Annotated in this window: 18 protein-coding genes; 10 read left to right on the plus strand and 8 right to left on the minus strand. The window is 40.7% G+C overall.

What is annotated here, in order from left to right; all coding sequences use genetic code 11:
• Positions 1-80 precede the first annotated feature (80 nt).
• Complete coding sequence (recN, locus tag AABS66_RS15695) at positions 81-1,742, minus strand: DNA repair protein RecN (RefSeq protein ID WP_272539174.1); 1,662 nt, start codon at positions 1,740-1,742, stop codon at positions 81-83.
• Between the two features lie 85 nt (positions 1,743-1,827).
• Positions 1,828-2,727, minus strand: coding sequence for an NAD(+) kinase (nadK, locus tag AABS66_RS15700; protein ID WP_272539175.1), 900 nt, complete (start codon positions 2,725-2,727; stop codon positions 1,828-1,830).
• 101 nt (positions 2,728-2,828) lie between these two features.
• Here nadK and grpE point away from each other — a divergent pair, with 101 nt between their 5' ends.
• Complete coding sequence (gene grpE, locus AABS66_RS15705; RefSeq protein WP_206082527.1) at positions 2,829-3,422, plus strand: nucleotide exchange factor GrpE; 594 nt, start codon at positions 2,829-2,831, stop codon at positions 3,420-3,422.
• 55 nt (positions 3,423-3,477) lie between these two features.
• Here grpE and ung read toward each other — a convergent pair whose 3' ends face one another.
• On the minus strand, positions 3,478-4,158 hold the full coding sequence (ung, locus tag AABS66_RS15710; protein ID WP_272539176.1) for a uracil-DNA glycosylase: 681 nt from the start codon (positions 4,156-4,158) through the stop codon (positions 3,478-3,480).
• Positions 4,159-4,542: 384 nt separating this feature from the next.
• On the opposite strand from ung, the gene grcA reads away from it, so the two are divergent.
• Positions 4,543-4,926, plus strand: coding sequence for an autonomous glycyl radical cofactor GrcA (gene grcA / locus AABS66_RS15715; protein ID WP_206082525.1), 384 nt, complete (start codon positions 4,543-4,545; stop codon positions 4,924-4,926).
• 158 nt (positions 4,927-5,084) lie between these two features.
• On the plus strand, positions 5,085-6,530 hold the full coding sequence (locus tag AABS66_RS15720; RefSeq protein WP_430225155.1) for an ankyrin repeat domain-containing protein: 1,446 nt from the start codon (positions 5,085-5,087) through the stop codon (positions 6,528-6,530).
• Positions 6,531-6,561: 31 nt separating this feature from the next.
• On the opposite strand, the gene srmB is transcribed toward AABS66_RS15720, so the two are convergent.
• The 4 genes from srmB to AABS66_RS15740 all read right to left on the minus strand — a co-directional run bounded on the left by srmB (position 6,562) and on the right by AABS66_RS15740 (position 11,229).
• Positions 6,562-7,902 carry an ATP-dependent RNA helicase SrmB gene (srmB, locus tag AABS66_RS15725; RefSeq protein WP_206082523.1) on the minus strand — a complete coding sequence of 447 codons (1,341 nt, stop codon included), beginning with the start codon at positions 7,900-7,902 and terminating at the stop codon, positions 6,562-6,564.
• Between the two features lie 180 nt (positions 7,903-8,082).
• The gene (gene gltS, locus AABS66_RS15730) at positions 8,083-9,288 is read right to left on the minus strand and encodes a sodium/glutamate symporter (protein WP_206082522.1); all 1,206 of its coding nucleotides are present in this window, start codon (positions 9,286-9,288) and stop codon (positions 8,083-8,085) included.
• A 289-nt stretch (positions 9,289-9,577) separates the two neighbouring features.
• Positions 9,578-10,495, minus strand: a complete 918-nt coding sequence (gene hutG, locus AABS66_RS15735) for a formimidoylglutamase (protein WP_272539178.1) — start codon at positions 10,493-10,495, stop codon at positions 9,578-9,580.
• A 2-nt stretch (positions 10,496-10,497) separates the two neighbouring features.
• Positions 10,498-11,229, minus strand: a complete 732-nt coding sequence (locus AABS66_RS15740; RefSeq protein WP_206082520.1) for an IclR family transcriptional regulator — start codon at positions 11,227-11,229, stop codon at positions 10,498-10,500.
• A gap of 155 nt (positions 11,230-11,384) precedes the next feature.
• Here AABS66_RS15740 and trmN point away from each other — a divergent pair, with 155 nt between their 5' ends.
• On the plus strand, positions 11,385-12,119 hold the full coding sequence (gene trmN, locus AABS66_RS15745) for a tRNA(1)(Val) (adenine(37)-N(6))-methyltransferase TrmN (protein WP_272539179.1): 735 nt from the start codon (positions 11,385-11,387) through the stop codon (positions 12,117-12,119).
• Between the two features lie 36 nt (positions 12,120-12,155).
• On the opposite strand, the gene nadB is transcribed toward trmN, so the two are convergent.
• The gene (gene nadB, locus AABS66_RS15750) at positions 12,156-13,751 is read right to left on the minus strand and encodes an L-aspartate oxidase (protein WP_206082518.1); all 1,596 of its coding nucleotides are present in this window, start codon (positions 13,749-13,751) and stop codon (positions 12,156-12,158) included.
• A gap of 394 nt (positions 13,752-14,145) precedes the next feature.
• Here nadB and rpoE point away from each other — a divergent pair, with 394 nt between their 5' ends.
• From rpoE to lepB, 6 genes are all read left to right on the plus strand, one after another.
• Positions 14,146-14,724 carry an RNA polymerase sigma factor RpoE gene (gene rpoE / locus AABS66_RS15755; RefSeq protein ID WP_206082517.1) on the plus strand — a complete coding sequence of 193 codons (579 nt, stop codon included), beginning with the start codon at positions 14,146-14,148 and terminating at the stop codon, positions 14,722-14,724.
• A gap of 59 nt (positions 14,725-14,783) precedes the next feature.
• Positions 14,784-15,407: an anti-sigma-E factor RseA gene (rseA, locus tag AABS66_RS15760; RefSeq protein ID WP_206082516.1), complete on the plus strand. Its 624-nt coding sequence runs from the start codon at positions 14,784-14,786 to the stop codon at positions 15,405-15,407.
• Positions 15,407-16,357 (plus strand): sigma-E factor regulatory protein RseB, encoded by a 951-nt coding sequence (gene rseB / locus AABS66_RS15765; RefSeq protein WP_206082515.1) that lies wholly within the window; start codon positions 15,407-15,409, stop codon positions 16,355-16,357. The genes rseA and rseB overlap by 1 nt, the downstream gene beginning before the upstream one ends.
• A gap of 3 nt (positions 16,358-16,360) precedes the next feature.
• Complete coding sequence (rseC, locus tag AABS66_RS15770; RefSeq protein WP_225819051.1) at positions 16,361-16,825, plus strand: SoxR-reducing system protein RseC; 465 nt, start codon at positions 16,361-16,363, stop codon at positions 16,823-16,825.
• Between the two features lie 385 nt (positions 16,826-17,210).
• Complete coding sequence (gene lepA, locus AABS66_RS15775; protein WP_206083009.1) at positions 17,211-19,007, plus strand: translation elongation factor 4; 1,797 nt, start codon at positions 17,211-17,213, stop codon at positions 19,005-19,007.
• Positions 19,008-19,024: 17 nt separating this feature from the next.
• Complete coding sequence (gene lepB / locus AABS66_RS15780) at positions 19,025-19,990, plus strand: signal peptidase I (RefSeq protein WP_206082512.1); 966 nt, start codon at positions 19,025-19,027, stop codon at positions 19,988-19,990.
• Positions 19,991-20,070: the final 80 nt, after the last annotated feature.

A 20,070-nucleotide genomic window follows, 5' to 3' on the forward strand; every position in this document is an offset into this window, starting at 1 on the left:
AATGATAATCGACATTGATACATTTTAAAACCTTCCTTATCGACTCTAAGACCACATGAGCGCAAAAAAGTTGTCAAAAATTACGCCGCAAGCAATTCTTTTGCATTTGCCAACGTATTTTTTGTGACTTCAGAACCTGCTAGAAGCCTTGCAAGTTCTTGTAATCTTGCTTTTTTGTCTAATAATTGCATGTGAGTTTCAGTTTCAATGCCATTTGTTTCTTTGCTCACATAAAAATGATGATGACCACATCCCGCAACTTGTGGTAAATGCGTTACACACATCACTTGCGTCGATTCGCCGAGTTCACGTAATAATTTACCCACAATGGCAGCGGTAGGGCCACTAATACCAACATCAACCTCATCGAAAATTAATGCGGGGGTATCCATTTTTTTCGCAGTAATCACTTGGATAGCAAGAGCTATACGTGAAAGTTCGCCACCTGAAGCGACTTTTGCTAGTGCTTGATGTGGCTGTCCTGGATTGGTTGTAACATTGAATTCAATTTTACAAGCGCCATCAATTTGGAGTTGTTCTGGTATAAATTTTACATCAATAGTGAATAAGCCATGAGGCATTGATAATTGGTGCATGCTATTTGTAATAAGTGTGCTGAGTTCTTGTGCATAATGTAAACGAACATGGTGCAAGCGTTCTGCGCAAGCGAGTGCTTTTTGGTGGTCAGCAAAGACTTGTGCGTTTAGTGCCTCACAATCTTCGTTTTGGTTGGCAATTTGCGCTTGTTCAGATGAAAGCTGTTGAAATAATTCAGGTAGAGCCTCGGGAGCAATGCGATGCTTGCGGGCTAAGCTAATTTGCTTAGAAATGCGCTGTTCAAGTTCAAACAAGCGATTAGGATCGAGCTCATATTGGTCGCAATAATGTTTTATTTCATCGCTGACTTCACTGACTTGTATTGATGCTTCTTCGAGCATATCAAGTAACCCTGAGAATTTAGGGTTTAGTGCAACAAGGTCGGTTAATTCATTTTTTGCCATGTTTAGCAGGCTGATAACATTGGCACCATCATCTTCAGACAAAATTTGCGCTGTATTTTGCCCAATCGTTAAAAATTGACCATGATTGGCGAGTTGTTTGTATTCTTGGTCAATTTCCTCAAATTCACCTTGGACAGGAAGAAACTCATTGAGCTCTTTTAAATGGTAATCCAACAGTTGCTGACGTGACTCACGTTCTTGCATTTGCTTTTGAAATACGGCGAGTTGCTGACAGGAATCATGCCATGATTGCCATGCTTTTTTCATTTGTACAAGCAATTCTTGCTGATTTGCATAGGCATCAAGTAGGGATTTTTGATGAATATTATCAAGCAACAGTTGGTGAGCATGTTGGCCATGAATTTGGATTAATAGGGTGCCTAATTCTCTGAGTTGAGATAAGGGAACCGATATGCCATTGATAAAGCCCCTTGAGCGCCCATCAGAGGCAATAGTACGGCGTAATAAACATTCGTTTTGGTTATCAAGTTGGTGTTCTACTAACCAATTTGCGGCCATTTTTGCATCAGATAGCGAGAAGCGGGCACAGAGATCAGCCCGTTGAGCACCAGGACGAACCATATTGGCTTCACCACGGTTACCTAAACACAGGCCAAGCGCATCAATTGCAATAGATTTACCCGCACCAGTTTCACCAGTGATGGCTGTCATACCGCTACGAAAATCAATTTCTAATTCACGAACGATAGCAAAATTATTGATAGTTAATTGAGTAAGCATCTGCGCTCTCCTGTAAAAATACACACCTGTGTTTTCATACAGTTTATCCTGTTTTTTTATACAGTAAAGAGGCAAAGTAAAATAATTAGAAAGTTTTTTTTGCCCACCCTAATTTTGAGCTTAACGTATTGAAGTAATTATAATCTTTAGGGTGAACTAAATTTAGATTTTTATTACTACGTTTTACAATAACCTCTTCACCATCTTGAATTGGTAGCATAATTTGGCTATCACAACTGACTTCATAATCAATATTTGTACGTAAGAATTTCAAGCGTATGCTACTGTCGCTGCTGATGACTAAAGGACGAGAAGATAGTGTGTGCGGGAACATGGGAACTAAGACAATGGCATCCAGATTAGGGGTTAAAATAGGGCCTCCTGCCGATAGAGAGTAGGCTGTTGAGCCTGTTGGTGTGGCAATAATTAACCCATCAGAACGTTGTGAGAATGCAAATTTATCATCAATATAAACTTCAAACTCAATCATATGAGCGACTTTCCCAGGGTGGAGTACGATTTCATTTATCGCACTGCTCTTACGCGCCTTTTGATTAGCCTTGATCACTTGAGCTTCAAGCAGAAAACGTTGTTCTTCACGATATTCGCCTTCAAGCACGCGTGAAAGTTGCTGTAAGGCATTATCGGGGTCAAGATCAGTTAGAAAACCTAAATTTCCACGATTCACACCAATAACTTTATTGTTATAGCGAGATAATATACGGGCTGCACCTAACATGTTACCGTCCCCCCCCACGACGATGACTAAATCGGCTTGTTGGCCAATTTCAGTTAATGTGCCAGTTGTCGCATTCATTAACTTCAAGTCTTTAGCAACTTGTTTGTCGATAATGGCATGGTAATTTTTTGAAATTAACCAGTGATAAATCAGTTCATGGGTTGCTAACGCTTCAGGATGCCTTGGGTGCCCGACAATGCCTATCGTTTTGAAGTGAGAATGTGCTGTATTATTGTCCTTTTGCATACTTTTTTGGCCTCTCATTGTATGACTTCCCTTGAATCCCTGTATTAGATCCCCATAATACTCTCATATATGGGATTAATGCTAAATACGCGGAGATATTCATGAGTAGTAAAGACCAAAACATGCATGATGAGCAAGCTTCTGAGTTAAATGAATCACAAAAAGTTCAAGCAGAGCAAGAAGTGAACTCCCAGCAAGTAGAAGATGCACAAGCAAACGAACAAGCGTTAGCAGCGCGTATTGCTGAGCTTGAAGAGCAATTAGCTGCTTCACAAAAGACCGAACGAGAAGCAATGTTACGCGCTCATGCTGAAATCGAAAATATTCGTCGCCGTACAGAGCAAGACATTGAAAAAGCACATAAATTTGCACTTGAGAAATTCTCAAATGAACTTTTACCTGTGATTGATAATTTGGAGCGTGCGATCGATGCTGCTGATCGCGATAATGAGCAATCTAAAGCCATGTTAGAAGGGCTAGATTTAACGCTGAAAACGTTCTTAGATGCTGTCGCTAAGTTTGGTATCGAACCTGTGGGGGATGCGAATGTGCCATTTAACCCTGAAGTTCACCAAGCAATGACAATGATTGAATCACCTGACCACCAACCTAATCATGTGATTAACGTGATGCAAAAAGGGTATACGTTAAATAACCGATTACTCAGACCTGCAATGGTTATTGTTTCGAAATAATTGTTTAAATGGGATACATGTGTATCCCATTTTTTTGCTTACCTATAATATGCAGCTATTCGTTAATAACTGGGTTCCAGTCAATTGGCGCTTTACCTTGCTGAGTTAAAATTTCATTAGTCTGTGAAAAATGACCACAACCTAAAAAGCCGCGATGCGCAGAAAGCGGGGAGGGATGAGGTGCTTTTAAAACATAATGGCGTTTGGTATCAATGATTTTCCCTTTTTTCTGCGCATGTGAACCCCAGAGTAAAAAGACCACGCCTTCCGTATTTTCATTAATTGCTTCAATGACTTTATCTGTAAATGTTTCCCATCCTAAATGTGCATGAGAATGCGCATGGGCTTGTTCAACAGTGAGTACAGTATTGAGTAGTAATACACCTTGCTGAGCCCAACTCAGTAGATAACCATGTGATGGTCGCGTAAACCCTGCGATGTCTTTTTCGAGTTCTTTATACATGTTTACTAGGGAAGGTGGTGGCTTAATACCAGGTAAAACTGAAAAAGACAATCCATGGGCTTGGCCTGGACCATGGTAAGGGTCTTGACCTAAAATAACGACTTTAATATCAGCAAGTTCGGTATAGCGAAAAGCATTAAAAACATCATCTTGCGGGGGATAGATGATTTTACCTGCTTGGCGCTGTTGCGCGACATAGGCTAATGTTTCTTTAAAATACGGTTTTACTTTTTCGGGGCCAATGACGTCGTGCCATGTAATGGTATTTGACATGAAATTTTCCATAACAATGAATGTTGGCTGGCGCAATTTATAACTGAACCAAATGATGGTAATAAGCTTACTGGTTCGTTGGGCAGAGATAAAGCCCTGATCTTTATAATTACGCTTCAAATTAATTTGAAAGTTTATAAAAATAATTAAGATTTCATTATGGTGAATATTGATTTAAATCATAAAGTTGAATGGGTTTGATTAATTGCTATACGGAATAATTGATAAATATCAAAGAAAGTGACCTATTGAGCTGGTATAAAATACCTATAGACATTGGTTAGACCAAATATCCAATTGCAAATTTACATAAGATTGATGGTTAATGCAGCTTTGATTGATATAAAAAATCGGGCGCAATCAAGTTCGAACGTGGAGGTCGACATGATTACAGGTATTCAAATTACTAAAACTGATAATGCAGCATTACTGAATTCTTTCTGGTTACTGGATAACGAGAAAAATGAAGCTCGCTGTGTTTGTGCTAAAGCAGATTATAATGAAGGCCAAATCGTTGATAAAGATGAATTAGGTGCTTTTGAGTATCGTGAAGTACCACTGGAAATGAAGCCAACTGTACGTGTAGAAGGTGGGCAGCACTTAAACGTTAACGTATTAAGCCGTGAAACGTTAGAAGATGCAGTGAAAAACCCAGAAAAATACCCACAATTAACTATCCGTGTTTCTGGTTATGCGGTTCGTTTTAACTCATTAACCCCTGAACAACAACGTGATGTTATTACTCGTACTTTCACTGAAAGCCTGTAATAAAGTTTAAACACTATTACATCTAGTACAGTATAATAAATTCTAAAGCCATTGATATCAATGGCTTTTTATTTACCTCTAATAAAGTTGATTATTTCTCTTCACCGCTATTTAGCTTCCAATACTCTTCCAACATACGCATTTGTTAGGGAGAATTTATGCCTTTTTCAATACAACCAACACTTAGTTCAGTGGATGGCCTTTCTCTTGCTAGAGAAGGCTTAGACATTTATTTACAAAATCGCAGTTTAGATATTTCATTATGTGAAAGAGAACATTGGCCAAAAAATACGATAAAAGAACACTTTTTTGGCCAAGATGCACAAAAAAAAGACTTTGTATTAGCCATGTTATCGTATGGGGCTTACCATACAGATTGGCAACAGATGTTAGGTGTCGAGAGATTAAATACCACTCAACTTAATGCATTAGGTATTGATGCGGAGTTACTTGGTGATGTGACATCAGGATTTCAAGCCAATATATGCCGATATAATGATTTATATATTCTCTGTTTTGCAGGCTCAAACGATATTGTGGATTTTTATGCCAACATCCGTCAAGGCTTAGGGCAGTATGAACCTCAGTATTATCAATCTGTTGGTTTGACAAATATTTTATTTAATGCAGTAAGAGGAAATCTGATTTGTACGGGGCACTCATTAGGTGGTGGCCTTGCGTCAATTGCCGCATTGGCGAGCCATAGCCCTGCAGTTGTGTTTAGCCCCGCAGGGCTGGCAAGGAATACGGTAAATAAGATCGGGCTTGATTATGATGTTGCGGAACGAATGGCGAACGAAGGGCTGATACGATTTTATACTGTGCAATATGACTGGCTTGATTCTCTACAAAATACTTTACCTATCCCTTCAGCGCTGGGAACGCGTATTAAAATGGCTTATAGCGAACAGAGTTCTTGGAAAAATTGGTTACCACACCGGTTATTAACAAGAAGTTTTATTGCACATACGATGGTTAAAATTATTAAGGTGATGTGTAAACATAAACCGTGGAATAATTGGAATGCGATTACTGGGGAATATGATAAAACCGTCGAGCTCCCGCTAAAAGTGTTCCCAATCATCGAAGAGCAACAAAAAATTAATTGGCAAGAAAGTTGTAAAAGTGCCATTAAAAAAGGCAATGTTGTTGAGTTTTCAAATCTTTTAGAATGTCACAATAAAGCATGTGACCTTGATTTTTTAGCGAATCAATCAGCGCGGGCTATGAATGGGCAGTTTATGCAAATTCTACTCGATTCACAGTATGGGCAAGCCATTAAAAATACACAACTCATCCAGCAAAAAAGTATTTTACATTTAGCGGCTCAAAGTGGCCGAGTGATGCAGTCTAAAATATTGTTAGATAATGGTTTAATGGTTGATATAAAAGATAATTTAGGAAATACACCACTCCATGATGCTTTAAATAGTCATGCTTTGGATGTTGCTGAATTGTTGTTAGCCAATGGGGCTGATTGGAGGGCAAAAAACAACCAAGGTCTTGATTGCAAAGATATCATTAATAATCATATCATTAAATATGATGCATTAACGCAAGAAGGGAAAAAAATGCGAGAAAAAATCATTCATATGATGAATTAAATAAAAAACGGGCCGAAACCCGTTTGAGTGATTATTGGTTTTTATCGCTAATCGCTGATGCTGTTGGACTGACTGGAGTACGACGTTTCCCTATATTTTTCTTATCGCGATGGCGTACTTTTTCTTTTTTCTTCGTTTGTTCTTCTTTCTTTTTCTCTTTGCGCTTTGCCAGCACTTTCTTCGATGGTTTTGGCTTATTTAACATCGCTTCAGATGGCGCTTTTGTTGTTGGGCGCAAGGCATCTATAACACGCACTTTAATAGGGTCTTCAATGTAGCGTGTAATTTTACCTAGTAACGGAAAGTCATGTGCTTCAACTAAGGAAATTGCCGTACCTTTGCGACCTGCACGGCCAGTACGGCCTATGCGATGTAAGTAAACGTCAGCAGTTCTTGGTAAGTCGAAGTTAAAAACATGACTGACGTTATCGATGTCTAAACCCCGTGATGCTACATCCGTCGCAACAAGGACTTTAACTTGCCCGTCGACAAGGCGACGTACCGCTTCGTTACGTTTCGCTTGAGGCATTTCACCTTCCAGATAACAAGGCTCAATACCTGCTTCACGTAGCCACTGAACAAGCTCGCGTAAGCGTTCACGTTTGCGTACGAACACAATCGCTTTTGTCACTTCTTCTTGTTTCAGTAAGTGGCATAGTAGTGCAGTTTTGTGTTCAACGGTATCCGCACGGTAATGAAATTGCTGAATTTTTTTACGTTCACGACGAGATGGATCCGCATCAATTTCAACGGGATCTTCTAGCAAGCGCTCTGCAAAGTCACGGATGGCTTCACCTTCAAGCGTCGCTGAAAATAGCATGGTTTGTTTGCGCCAGCGCGTTTCGCCTGCAATAGTTTCAATATCGTTTGCAAACCCCATATCTAACATACGGTCAGCTTCATCTAGGATCAAAATCTCAACCGCGCGGCAGTCAAAGTTTTCTTCTTTAATGTACTGTAATAAGCGACCTGTTGTGGCGACAACGATATCTTGGTTTTCGCTGAAAATTTCAGCGTGGTTCATATAAGCAACACCACCTGTGATTGTTGCAATGTCTAGGTGATTATGTGCGCATAATTCTTTTGCTTGGTCAGCAACCTGCATAGCTAATTCACGGGTAGGCGTGACAATCAGAACGCGTGGTGGCCCTGATTTTTTTCTTGGGAAATCAAGTAAATGTTGAATTGCTGGCAGTAGGAATGCCGCTGTTTTACCTGTCCCTGTTGGTGCTGAACCTAACACATCACGACCATCCATTGCAGCTGGAATAGCCGCAGCTTGGATAGCAGTGGGACGTTGATAGCCTTTATCTGACAGCGCGTCAATTAGGCTTTCATCAAGATCAAGTTCAGAAAAAGTGGATGCAGTCATTATATACCTCTATTTGGGGCGCTGATTATAAACAGGTTAGCAAAATTGTTCACCTGAAAAAATCCGCTTTTCACAAGTGTAACTGTTTTCAGGTTAGACAGGGAGCGATAACTCGAGGAAAAGTTAGCGAAATGACAAAAGAATTCAGGAGAGCCGAAACTCTCCTGGACTAGATATTTATTAGCTAAGCATATTAATCAGCCAAGTATGGTATGGAATACCCACTAAGTCGATGAGTACTGCGCCACTTAATGGCACAATCATAAACGCTTTCATGGAAACTTGTTTGTAACGTTCACAAACGGATGACATATTCGCCATCGCATTTGGTGTCGCGCCTAAGCCATGTCCCATCAAACCTGCACACATTACCGCGGCATCATAGTTTTTCCCTAACAACCTAAAAATAACAAATACGACGAGCAGAATTAAAACGACAACTTGCGCCAATAAAATGGTGAAGAGCGGAAGAGCCACAGCCTTTAATTCCCAAATCTTCAGTGACATCATGGCCATAGTTAAGAAAAGACCGAGGGAGACTTCAGAAATAAGATCGATAGATTTTTGGTTGATGCGGAACAATTCGACCTGATCATTAATATTACGGATGACAATTGCAATGATCATCGCGCCAACGTAGCTCGGTAGTGAAAAACCAGTGGCTTTAGTGAATTGCGCAGAGGCAAATTGACCAATGACCATGATCCCTAAGATCAAGGCAAGCATTTTCAAGAAAGCATGTGCATCGATAGACTCAATTTTCCCTGCAATAGTTTCAGGAACTTGAATTTTTTCAACTTTTTCGTCTGCTTGAATACGGACATTGAATTTTTTAATCAAATAGGTAGCGATTGGGCCTCCCAATAAGCTTCCCGTAATTAACCCAAAGGTGGCGGCAGCGATCGCAGCAACTGTCGCTGATTGTACGCCAAGTCCTTCAGCCATACCGCCAAAGGCAGCAGCTCCGCCATGGCCACCCGTGAGTGATACCCCTCCAGCCATAATACCAATGACAGGTTCGATGCCTAATAGATGCGCTAACCCTGCCCCAAAGGTATCTTGGAAAATCACCACAAACCAGCAAATAAACAGGTACATAAATAATAAGCGACCACCTGTTTTGAGAATTCGGAAACTGCCATCAATACCTATTGTGGTGAAGAATGCGACCATCAAGAAGGTTTGTAAACTGGTATCAAAATTTATTTCAGCGAGGTTGAACGATTTCAGTCCCCAAATGATTAAACTCACTAAAAATCCGCCAATGACAGGAGATGGAATACAAAATCGTTGTAACCACTCAATGCGTTTTTTTAAGTGGATGCCCATGAGGAGGCAGATGACGGTAAGGAATAAGGTGGATAGTGCGTCTAGGTGTAGAATCATAAGTTTCCCTTTTTTAACTGTTATCTTTCAAGCTACAGCGTTGTTGGCCGCACTCAGCTACTGTAGTCACATACTTTTGTATGCTCCTACAGCTATCTTCGTTAGCCGCCTAGCTGTAACTCGAAATCTAATAGTTAAAATATTTATGATGAAAAACATTATAATTTAGCGAGTTACAGCTAAGTTGATATTTTTTCGAACCTATTTTTATTGTGGTATTCGAATAGAAGCTATCTCAACAGATTGAAGCGAACAGTTTATTTATCAGTCGAATTGTTGTGTTGTTTTATTAGAATAAATATTGGTAAATCAAATAAGCCGCAAGCTTGGCGGTATGGTTGTCAATATCAAATTCAGGGTTGCACTCCGCAATATCGAAGAGGGCGATTTTTTTGCTGCCTTTAATAACGGTAAAAAGTTCATCAAATGTTTCGGTAGAGATACCTTTAGGTGCAGGGGCGCTGACACCAGGGGCAATAGCGGCAGAGAATACATCTAAATCCACAGTGACATACAAATAATCAACGCCATCAATGAATGCTTGAAGTTGTTTAACAGCTTGTGGAAGTTGCGAAAAGCTTAGCTGTTTATCACGAAGGTATTGGCAGCCTAATCGGTCTGCAGTATCAAATAGTACCTTGGTGTTGCCATGATCAGCGATACCTAAACACAAGTAGTGGAAAGGACGCTGGTGCTTCTGACATAACTGCGCAGATTGTAAAAAAGGCGTGCCAGAAGTCGCTTCAGGGGCTTCACGTAAATCAAAATGGGCATCAAAATTGATGATCCCAATCGTTTTTCCTGATTGATTTTGTTCGACATAATCAAATAACCCTTGAAAGCTAGCAAAGGCTACTTCATGGCCACCACCTAATATAATCGGGCGCTCATTTGCAGTTAAACTTTCAATAATTTTGTCGGATAAGCGGCGTTGTGCAGATTCAAGATCACCATCATCACAACTTACGGTTCCTAGATCTTTAATGGCTAGCGGTTGGTGGATAGGTAACCCAGCAAGTTGGCGACGAATAGCATCAGGCCCTGCTTTAGCCCCTTGTCGGCCTTTATTGCGTCTTACGCCCTCATCAGAGGCAAAGCCTATCAACGTAAATTGTGCGGGTGATACTTTGTTAATCACTTGATGAATACGCAAATGTTCTTGTGTTTCACCATCCGTGCGCCCTTGCCATTGGAAAGGTTGTGTCATAGTTACTCCAAATTAATCAATTTAGTGATGTTATCTGCCGCTTGACGTGTATGCATAATTAACTCGTCAACACGGTGAGTTGAGCGAAATTCAGGGGCCATAACGGAGACGACGGCCAGTACATCATTTCCTTTAAAAATCGGGGCGGAAACGCCAAAGACCCCCTCATCAATCTCACTGGTTGATGTGCCGTAGCCTTGTTTGCGGATCTGCTGTAAGTCTTGTTGTAATTTCAGCTTATCTACGTCAGAAATAAGCTGTTTTGCATGTATCTCAAACACGTGTTCTTGGTATTGTGTTTGATGAAAAGCTAACAATGTTTTGGCACTGGCCCCTTTGATTAGGGTATTACCGCGGCCAATGATAAATGAGCAACGTAGGGCTTGTTCGCTTTCTATCATGTCTACACAAATCGTTTCTCGCAGGTTTGAGGTGATAATCGCTGCGGTTTCTCGTGTTTTTTTCGCTAATGATTGAAGCTCTGATTTTGTGGCTTCCATCAATAAGCTGTGGTGATAGTATTTTTCGTGATTTTTGATACTCTGCGAGCCGACACAATAAGTACCATACTGCTTTGCATGAGACACAAATTCCCATTCTATGAGAATTGTCAGTAAGCGATAAACCGTTGATAATGGAATATCCAGTGCAGTTGAGATAACCTGTGGCGTCACTGGGGATGCGCAACTCGTGATGTAGGACAAGACATCTAAGGTTCTATTAATGCTGTTCATCGCATCTCCTTTTTTTCGAACTTAGCAGTAAACTTTTTATGCCTCAAATATAATTCTCATATTATAAGAATTATATTGTAGCGAATAGGTTAAACGATGACTTTTATTTGCTCAATATGAGAAAATGGTCAGCTTCAGGTAAGTAGAGTGTGTGGATGAGCAATCAGAAAAAAAACTACCGAAAAGGTGGGTTTACATTTAAACAGTTTTTTGTGGCCCATGACCAATGTGCAATGAAAGTGGGCACTGATGGCGTATTATTAGGGGCATGGGCACCTATTGGTCATGTTCAATTTGCATTGGATATCGGTAGTGGGAGTGGGTTAGTCGCGCTAATGTTGGCACAGCGACAACAAAATGCACAAATTGATGCTGTTGAATTGGATGTTCAAGCAGCGCAGCAAGCTCAATGTAATTTTGTGGAGTCACCTTGGGCGAAACGGTTACATATCATCAATCAGGATATTATTCACTATAGTCAGCATTCACCCACTCAATATGATTTGATTGTAAGCAATCCGCCTTATTTTGAGCCTGCGGTGGCGTGTCGAGATGAGCAACGTGACCAAGCTCGCTACACAAGCGCACTAACCCATGACGTACTATTAGAATGTGCCCAGCGTTGTTTAACGGAAAATGGGTTATTTTGTTTAGTGCTACCGTATGAAGTTGGTGAGAAAGTGCAAGCAATGGCTGAAAGTAGGGGGTGGTTTACGGCGTTGAGAGTCAATGTTAGTGACAAACCAACAACACCATTTCACCGTATGTTATTGGGTTTGCGATTAGTGAACTCTCACACTCAGGTAAGCAATTTAGCTCTAAAAGCACAGAGCGGTGAGTATACTGAGGATTTTCGCGCATTGATCCAGCCGTTTTACCTTAAATATTAAAACCAACGGAACAGTTATTCCGTTGGTTTCGTGGCTTTATTCAGGTTTCAGGACAGTTGGACCTGAATTTTCTAACATATCTGGATAGTCTAATGTGTAGTGTAGCCCACGGCTTTCTTTGCGCGCCAAAGCGCATCGCACCATTAGCTCCGCGACTTGTACAAGGTTTCGTAACTCTAGTAAGTTATTGGAAATACGGAAGTTAGCATAATAGTCATGAATTTCTTGCTGTAATAAATGAATACGTCGGAGTGCCCGTTCGAGGCGCTTAGTGGTTCTCACAATCCCCATGTAGTCCCACATAAATAAACGTAATTCATGCCAGTTATGTTGGATTACAACTTGTTCATCGGAGTTATGTACTCGGCTTTCATCCCATTCAGGTAAATGTGGTACTTCACCAATATTTTGCAGTGTCGATTTGATGTTTTCTGCGGCTGACCAGCCATATACAAGGCATTCTAACAATGAATTAGATGCCATACGGTTCGCTCCGTGTAGGCCAGTATAACTAACCTCACCAATGGCATATAAGTGCGCAATATCAGTCATACCTGTTTGATCGACAATCACCCCGCCACAGGTATAATGTGCCGCGGGCACGATAGGAATAGGCTCTTTGGTGATATCTAACCCTAACGTCATTAATTTGGCATAAATAGTTGGGAAATGATGTTGCACAAAATCTGTTGGCTTATGGCTGATATCAAGGTACATACAGTCTGCGCCAAGACGTTTCATTTCGTGGTCAATGGCTCGTGCAACAATATCACGAGGTGCAAGTTCTTCTCGTTCGTCATAATCAGGCATAAAGCGGCTGCCATCAGGGCGTTTTAAATACGCACCTTCACCCCGTAATGCTTCGGTAAGTAAAAAGTTTCGTGCTTGTGGGTGGAATAAGCAAGTGGGGTGAAATTGGTTGAACTCTAAGTTAGCAACACGGCAACCTGCCCGCCATGCCATTGCAATGCCATCCCCTGACGAAATATCGGGGTTAGTGGTATATTGATAGACTTTTGCCGCGCCACCTGTGGCTAAAATAACGGTTTTGGCGCGGATCGTTTCAACTTGCTCTTTTTTCCGATTCCAAACGTAAGCACCCAAAATACGTGAGGGTGCCTTGTCTTCGGATAGAATTAAGTCAACAGCATTATAGCGTTCTTTTATATGGATATTTGGGTGAGCAAAAGCGAGGTCAACAAGCGTAGTTTCAACTTCTTTTCCTGTCGCATCAGCATGGTGAAGTATGCGACGATGGCTGTGACCACCTTCTCGCGTTAAGTGGTACTGAGTCTCGCCACTTTCTGTGATTTCAGTATCGAATAAAACACCTTGGTCAATAAGCCACTGCACGCATTCTTTTGCATTAGAGGCGATAAATTCAACCGCACCTTTATGACAAATGCCAGCCCCAGCAATGAGGGTATCTTCAACGTGGGATTCGATGCTGTCGGTATCATCAAATACGGCGGCAATACCACCTTGAGCATAATAAGAAGCGCCTTCACTCAAGCTGCTTTTACTCAAAATAGTCACTTGGTGGAAAGGAGCAAGGCGTAAGGCGGCGGATAGTCCTGCGACACCACTGCCAATGATTAAAATATCAGTGTAATGCTGTGTGGATCCGTTCATGAGTGTTTGCTGTATATAATAGTATGTAGTGTGTTTTTTTATGTTAGCCTATCAGATTGTCGATTACTATTGCTGGATAGATGTTTACAGTCACTATCTTGACCCAGGTCTATTTATTTATTCGCATCGAATAAATGTGATAGCTATAGCATTCATTTGCAAAATCCGTATGCTGTGTTCTTGACCTTTAAGGTATTTGTATGCAACTGTTTTAATAAGGATCTTTGGGATCTTAGAAAATGAAAATCCAGCACTTTTGTAAATTTTTGACTATTTTTTTAGATTAAATTGAACTTCAATGGTTTCTATAACTCAAAGTAGTGCTTGCTTTAGGATGGGAGAACATGAACAAGTCAACATATTATCAGCCTGAGTTCGGGAGATGCTTCCCGAAATGAGCGAGCAATTAACAGACCAATTATTGGTTGAAAAGGTACAAAAAGGCGATCAACAAGCTTTCAACTTACTGGTAATTAAATACCAGCACAAAGTTGCAAGTTTAGTATCCCGTTATGTGCCGCAAGCGGATGTGCCTGATGTAGCACAAGAATCATTTATAAAAGCGTATCGTGCTATCGGTTCGTTTCGTGGTGACAGCGCATTTTATACTTGGCTTTATCGTATTGCGGTCAATACGGCTAAAAATTATTTAGTCGCACAAGATAGACGCCCTCCTGCGTCAGATCTTGAAGCGAGTGATGCTGAAAACTTTGAAACCGCTGGTGCTTTAAAAGAAATTTCGAACCCAGAGAACTTAATGTTGTCTGAAGAATTAAAGAAAGTTGTTTTCAAAACCATTGAATCCTTGCCTGAAGACTTACGAATGGCAATCACACTTCGTGAACTTGATGGTTTGAGCTATGAAGAAATCGCTGAAATTATGGATTGCCCAGTAGGTACTGTACGTTCCCGTATTTTTAGGGCAAGGGAAGCGATTGATAATAAAGTACAACCTCTGATTCAACAGCACTAACGCTATTAAATCAGCAGATTAATTATAATTGTGATGCAATTAACTGAAGGTAATTGGGCATGCAAAGAGAGAAACTTTCCGCAATGATGGATGGCGAAGCTCTAGATTTAGAGCTTGTAAATGCCATTTCATGTGATTCAACGTTAAAGCAACGTTGGGAGAGCTATCATCTTATTCGTGATACTCTACGTAATGATACTGGCAATGTCATACATTTTGATATTGCAAGTAACGTTGCGGCAGCATTAGAGAATGAAGCTGTGCGTATTAATCCTCAGGTAGTTGTCGAATCGCAGCCTGAACCTGCGACTTGGGGTGCTTTCCCATTCTGGGGTAAAATCCGTCCTTGGGCGAGCCAAATAACTCAAATTGGTGTTGCAGCATGTGTTTCGTTAGCCGTTATTGTGGGGGTACAGCAGTACAACCAAAGTAATGCTGTTGATTCCACCGTTGATGAGCCAATGTTTAATACCATTCCTGTTGGAAGTGGTGCGCCTGTAAGCCTGAATATTTCAGATAACCAATTATTTGGTAATGAACAACAACTTCAACAGGTTGAACAACAAAATCAACGTATTAATGCGATGCTGCAACAATATGAAATTGAAAGACGCTCGATGTTGAACCAGCAATATCAACAATCTGAACAACCTGCATCTGCGGCAGGAGTTAAGCTGAAATAATGAAAAAATGGTTATCCGTCATCTGCCTGACGGGCAGCCTGATTATTTCTAATCAAGCTTCGGCATCTGAACAGGGTGCCGATGTCCTTTTTAAAGAAATGGGGAATGCTGCCCAAAACCTTTCTTATGAAATGTCATTTATGACATTCAGCCCGCAAACAATTACACCTGTAAGATATCGCCACGCAATTATTGACGGTATTCCTGTTTCACAAATGATTCAGATGGATTCATCACGCCGAGAGATTGTTCAAAAAGGTGATAGGATTAGTTACTTTGAGCCAGGCTTCGATGCGTTTAGTTTGAATGGTCAAAATATCGTTGATAATTTACCTTCTGTTTTATTTACAAATTATGAACAGATAAAGCCTTACTACAATTTTATTGATGCGGGGCGCACACATATTGGTGATCGACCTGCTTTGGTGATCCGCATAATATCGAAAGACAATTCCCGATTTAATTATGTACTATTAATCGATGAGGAAACGAAACTGCCGCTACGTATTGATTTGTTGGATAATAACAGCCAAACGTTAGAGCAATTTCGGGTTATCTCTACAGTGCTAGATAGTAAAACAGTTAATGATTCATTACTTGCATTGAGTAAGGTAAATATGCCGCCGTTATTGGTATATCCGAAAAATACGGCACCATCCTTCAAATGGCAAGTGGGGATGCTTCCTCCAGGCTTTGAAGAAACATCGCGTTCTGTACGTAAATTAAGTGAAGATGACGTTGTGGAAAGTGCAATGTTCAGCGATGGGTTATTTACCTTCTCAGTGAATGTGACAAAATCGGTGAAAGGCCCGTTGTTAGATCAACCAATGCAAAATGGGCGTCGTTCAATTTATACTATGACACAAAAGCAAAATGTCATTACAGTAATTGGCGAATTACCTTTGCCAACGGCACAAGTTATCGCAGGTAGTGTTCAGTTTCGGGAGTAGGTTATGGTAAAAGAGTGGGCAACTGTCATTCGTTGGCAAAACGGAAGGGCACTACTGCGTTATGGCTCTTCATCAGGATGTGGAAGTTGCGGTGCTCGTAAAACGTGTGGCTCTTATGCACTCAGCAAAATAGGGCCAAACACGGAACATGAATTAGAAATTGCTATTGAACAACCTTTAGTCGTAGGACAAAAAATCGAGGTTGGTATTCCCGAAGGGAGTTTAATTCGTTCGGCTATGCTGGTGTACTTAACTCCAATTTTAGGGTTGTTTATTTTTGCTGGGTTAGCTCAATCGTTTGATTTTAGCCAATTTTTGGTAGCGACTTCTGGTGTAGTAGGGGGTGTGGTTGGTTTTTATACTGCACGGAAATTAGCTTCTCATTGGCGTGATGATGACGCATTTCAGCCTGTCGTCTTGCAAATAGGTTTACCACCTTCCGAACTTTCAGTACAGGTTAACTGCTAAATATCAATAGATTGTATTCAATTCATTATTTGATACCATGATAAAAAAGGGGAAAACGTGATGTTTTCCTTTTGTAGTTTATTGGTTTAAATAATCAATTAATTGATTTTTCAGTCTCTTTTGAGATAAAAATCAAAATAGGCTTGTTATTATTCGTAATAAATGAGTATTTAGAGGGTTAAATTAGCGCTAAATTAGTGCTCTAACTCATTAACCTTTAGCAAGTTTACAGTTGTTTTACATTGAATCTTTGTGTTAGCGGGGTCTTATATGTAAAATGCAGCTAATTAACAATCTTGTGATAATCATAGCATTTTAGTTTTGTCGCGATATTTGCACAAAACTGATTTTGTAAGGCAATTTAAAAGAAGATATTACCTTGAAAATCAATAATATAAGAAACTTTTCTATCATTGCTCATATCGACCATGGCAAATCCACGTTATCTGACCGTATTATTCAGATTTGTGGTGGTTTAACGGATCGCGAAATGGCAGCGCAGGTTTTAGATTCAATGGATCTGGAACGTGAGCGTGGAATTACCATCAAAGCACAGAGCGTTACGCTCGATTATAAAGCCTCTGACGGTGAAACTTACCAATTAAACTTTATCGACACACCAGGCCACGTTGACTTCTCTTATGAAGTTTCGCGTTCTCTTGCGGCGTGTGAAGGGGCACTGTTAGTTGTCGATGCAGGGCAAGGTGTTGAAGCTCAAACATTAGCTAACTGCTATACAGCGATTGAAATGGATTTAGAAGTCGTTCCTGTTTTAAACAAGATTGACTTGCCAGCGGCAGACCCAGAGCGAGTTGCTGATGAAATTGAAGACATTGTAGGCCTTGACGCCCACGATGCCGTTCGCTGTTCTGCAAAAACGGGCATTGGTGTTCAGGATGTGATTGAACGCCTTGTTAAGGAGATCCCACCACCAGTTGGTGATGTGGATGCCCCATTACAAGCACTAATTATTGACTCTTGGTTTGATAACTATTTAGGCGTTGTTTCGTTGATCCGTATTAAAAACGGGTCACTGAAAAAAGGCGATAAAATTAAAGTCATGAGTACAGGGCAGGTGTATAACGCTGATCGCCTTGGTATTTTCACACCTAAACAAATCGACCGTGATGTACTTAGTTGTGGCGAAGTAGGCTGGTTAGTCTGCGCAATTAAAGACATCACAGGTGCGCCAGTAGGGGATACCTTAACGGGCGCTCGTAATCCTGCGGAAAAAGCACTACCAGGCTTTAAAAAAGTAAAACCACAGGTTTATGCGGGTTTATTCCCTGTCAGTTCCGATGACTATGAAGGTTTCCGTGATGCGCTAGGTAAACTTAGCTTAAACGATGCCTCTCTATTCTATGAGCCTGAAACATCGACTGCTTTAGGTTTCGGTTTCCGTTGTGGTTTCCTTGGCTTATTGCATATGGAAATCATTCAAGAACGTTTAGAACGTGAATACGATCTTGACCTGATCACTACAGCACCAACGGTTGTATATGAAGTTCAGCAAACCAACGGTGAGATTGTTTATGTGGATAGCCCATCAAAGCTGCCAGCATTAAACAATATTGAAGAACTGCGTGAGCCAATTGCAGAGTGCCACATGTTAATGCCTAAAGAATACTTAGGTAACGTGATTACACTTTGTATTGAGAAACGTGGCGTTCAAACCAATATGGTCTATCATGGTAATCAAGTTTCGTTGACATATGACATTCCTATGTCTGAAGTCGTACTGGATTTCTTCGACCGTTTGAAATCAACATCTCGTGGTTATGCATCATTGGATTATGCATTTAAGCGTTTTCAGCCGTCAGACATGGTTAGGGTTGATGTGCTTATCAACAACGAACGTGTTGATGCATTAGCATTGATTACACACCGCGCAAACTCACAATATCGTGGTCGTGAATTAGTCGAGAAAATGAAAGAACTGATCCCACGCCAGCAGTTTGATATTGCTATCCAGGCCGCGATTGGTAACCATATTATTGCTCGTTCTACAGTTAAACAGTTGCGTAAAAACGTACTTGCCAAATGTTATGGCGGTGACGTTAGCCGTAAGAAGAAACTGTTGCAGAAGCAAAAGGATGGTAAGAAACGTATGAAACAAGTGGGTAACGTTGAGCTACCACAAGAAGCGTTCCTTGCTATATTGCATGTTGGTAAAGACAACTAAGTTTACAAGGAGTCTCAATGGCTAACACCTTTGCCTTGATCCTAACACTGGCAACTTTAATCACTGGGATTATATGGTGTTTAGATAAGTTTAAATTTGCGCCTGCGCGTAAAGCAAAACTGAAGCAGTTACAGGATGCAACAAATGGTGCAGTGAGCGAAGCGGATGTGGCGAATGCTGTCCGCCGCCCTTCATGGCTAGAAACAGGGACATCAATTTTCCCTGTGTTAGCTATTGTACTGATTGTACGGTCATTTATTTATGAGCCGTTTCAAATTCCATCAGGGTCAATGATGCCAACGTTATTAGTTGGTGACTTCATGTTGGTTGAGAAATTTGCATACGGTTTAAAAGACCCTATTACACAAACGACACTGATCGAAACAGGTAAACCAAAACGCGGTGATATTGCTGTATTTAAATACCCTCGTGACACAAATGTCGATTTTGTTAAACGTGTAATAGGTTTGCCAGGTGATAAAATTGTTTATAATCCAGATGCCAAGGAACTGACGATTTATCCAAATTGTGCGGATAACAAATGCACAGAAAATTTGCCGATTACTTACGGGCCATTAGCCCCAAGCGAATGGACAATGTTTTTTGATGTAGCCTCTGTTGTTGATAGTCAAAAAGGGAATTATGAAGTTCCATTAGATCAAGAGTTGCCACGTAATGCATTGCGTCAATATGAGCGTAGCGAAAAACTCGATACAGTTGAACATCAAATTCTAATTATTCGCCAAGCCGTCACTGAAGCAAAATACTTGCAACCAGGAATGCCATTAAATGAGTGGATTGTTCCTGAAAAACAATATTTTATGATGGGTGATAATCGGGACAATAGCTCTGACAGCCGTATGTGGGGTTTTGTTCCTGAGCAAAATTTAGTGGGTCGCGCCGTGTTTATTTGGTTAAGCCTCGATAAGCAAGAAAACGAATGGCCAACAGGCATTCGCTTTAGTCGAATTGGTCCACTATAATTTCATTGATTGGATATGCCAACAGTGAAGGTGCGGGTTTTCATTTGAAAATCCGCATTAACCGAAGCATTATTATTTTA

The sequence above is a fragment of the Providencia sp. SP181 genome (genome assembly GCF_050446505.1).
Taxonomy (GTDB): domain Bacteria; phylum Pseudomonadota; class Gammaproteobacteria; order Enterobacterales; family Enterobacteriaceae; genus Providencia; species Providencia vermicola.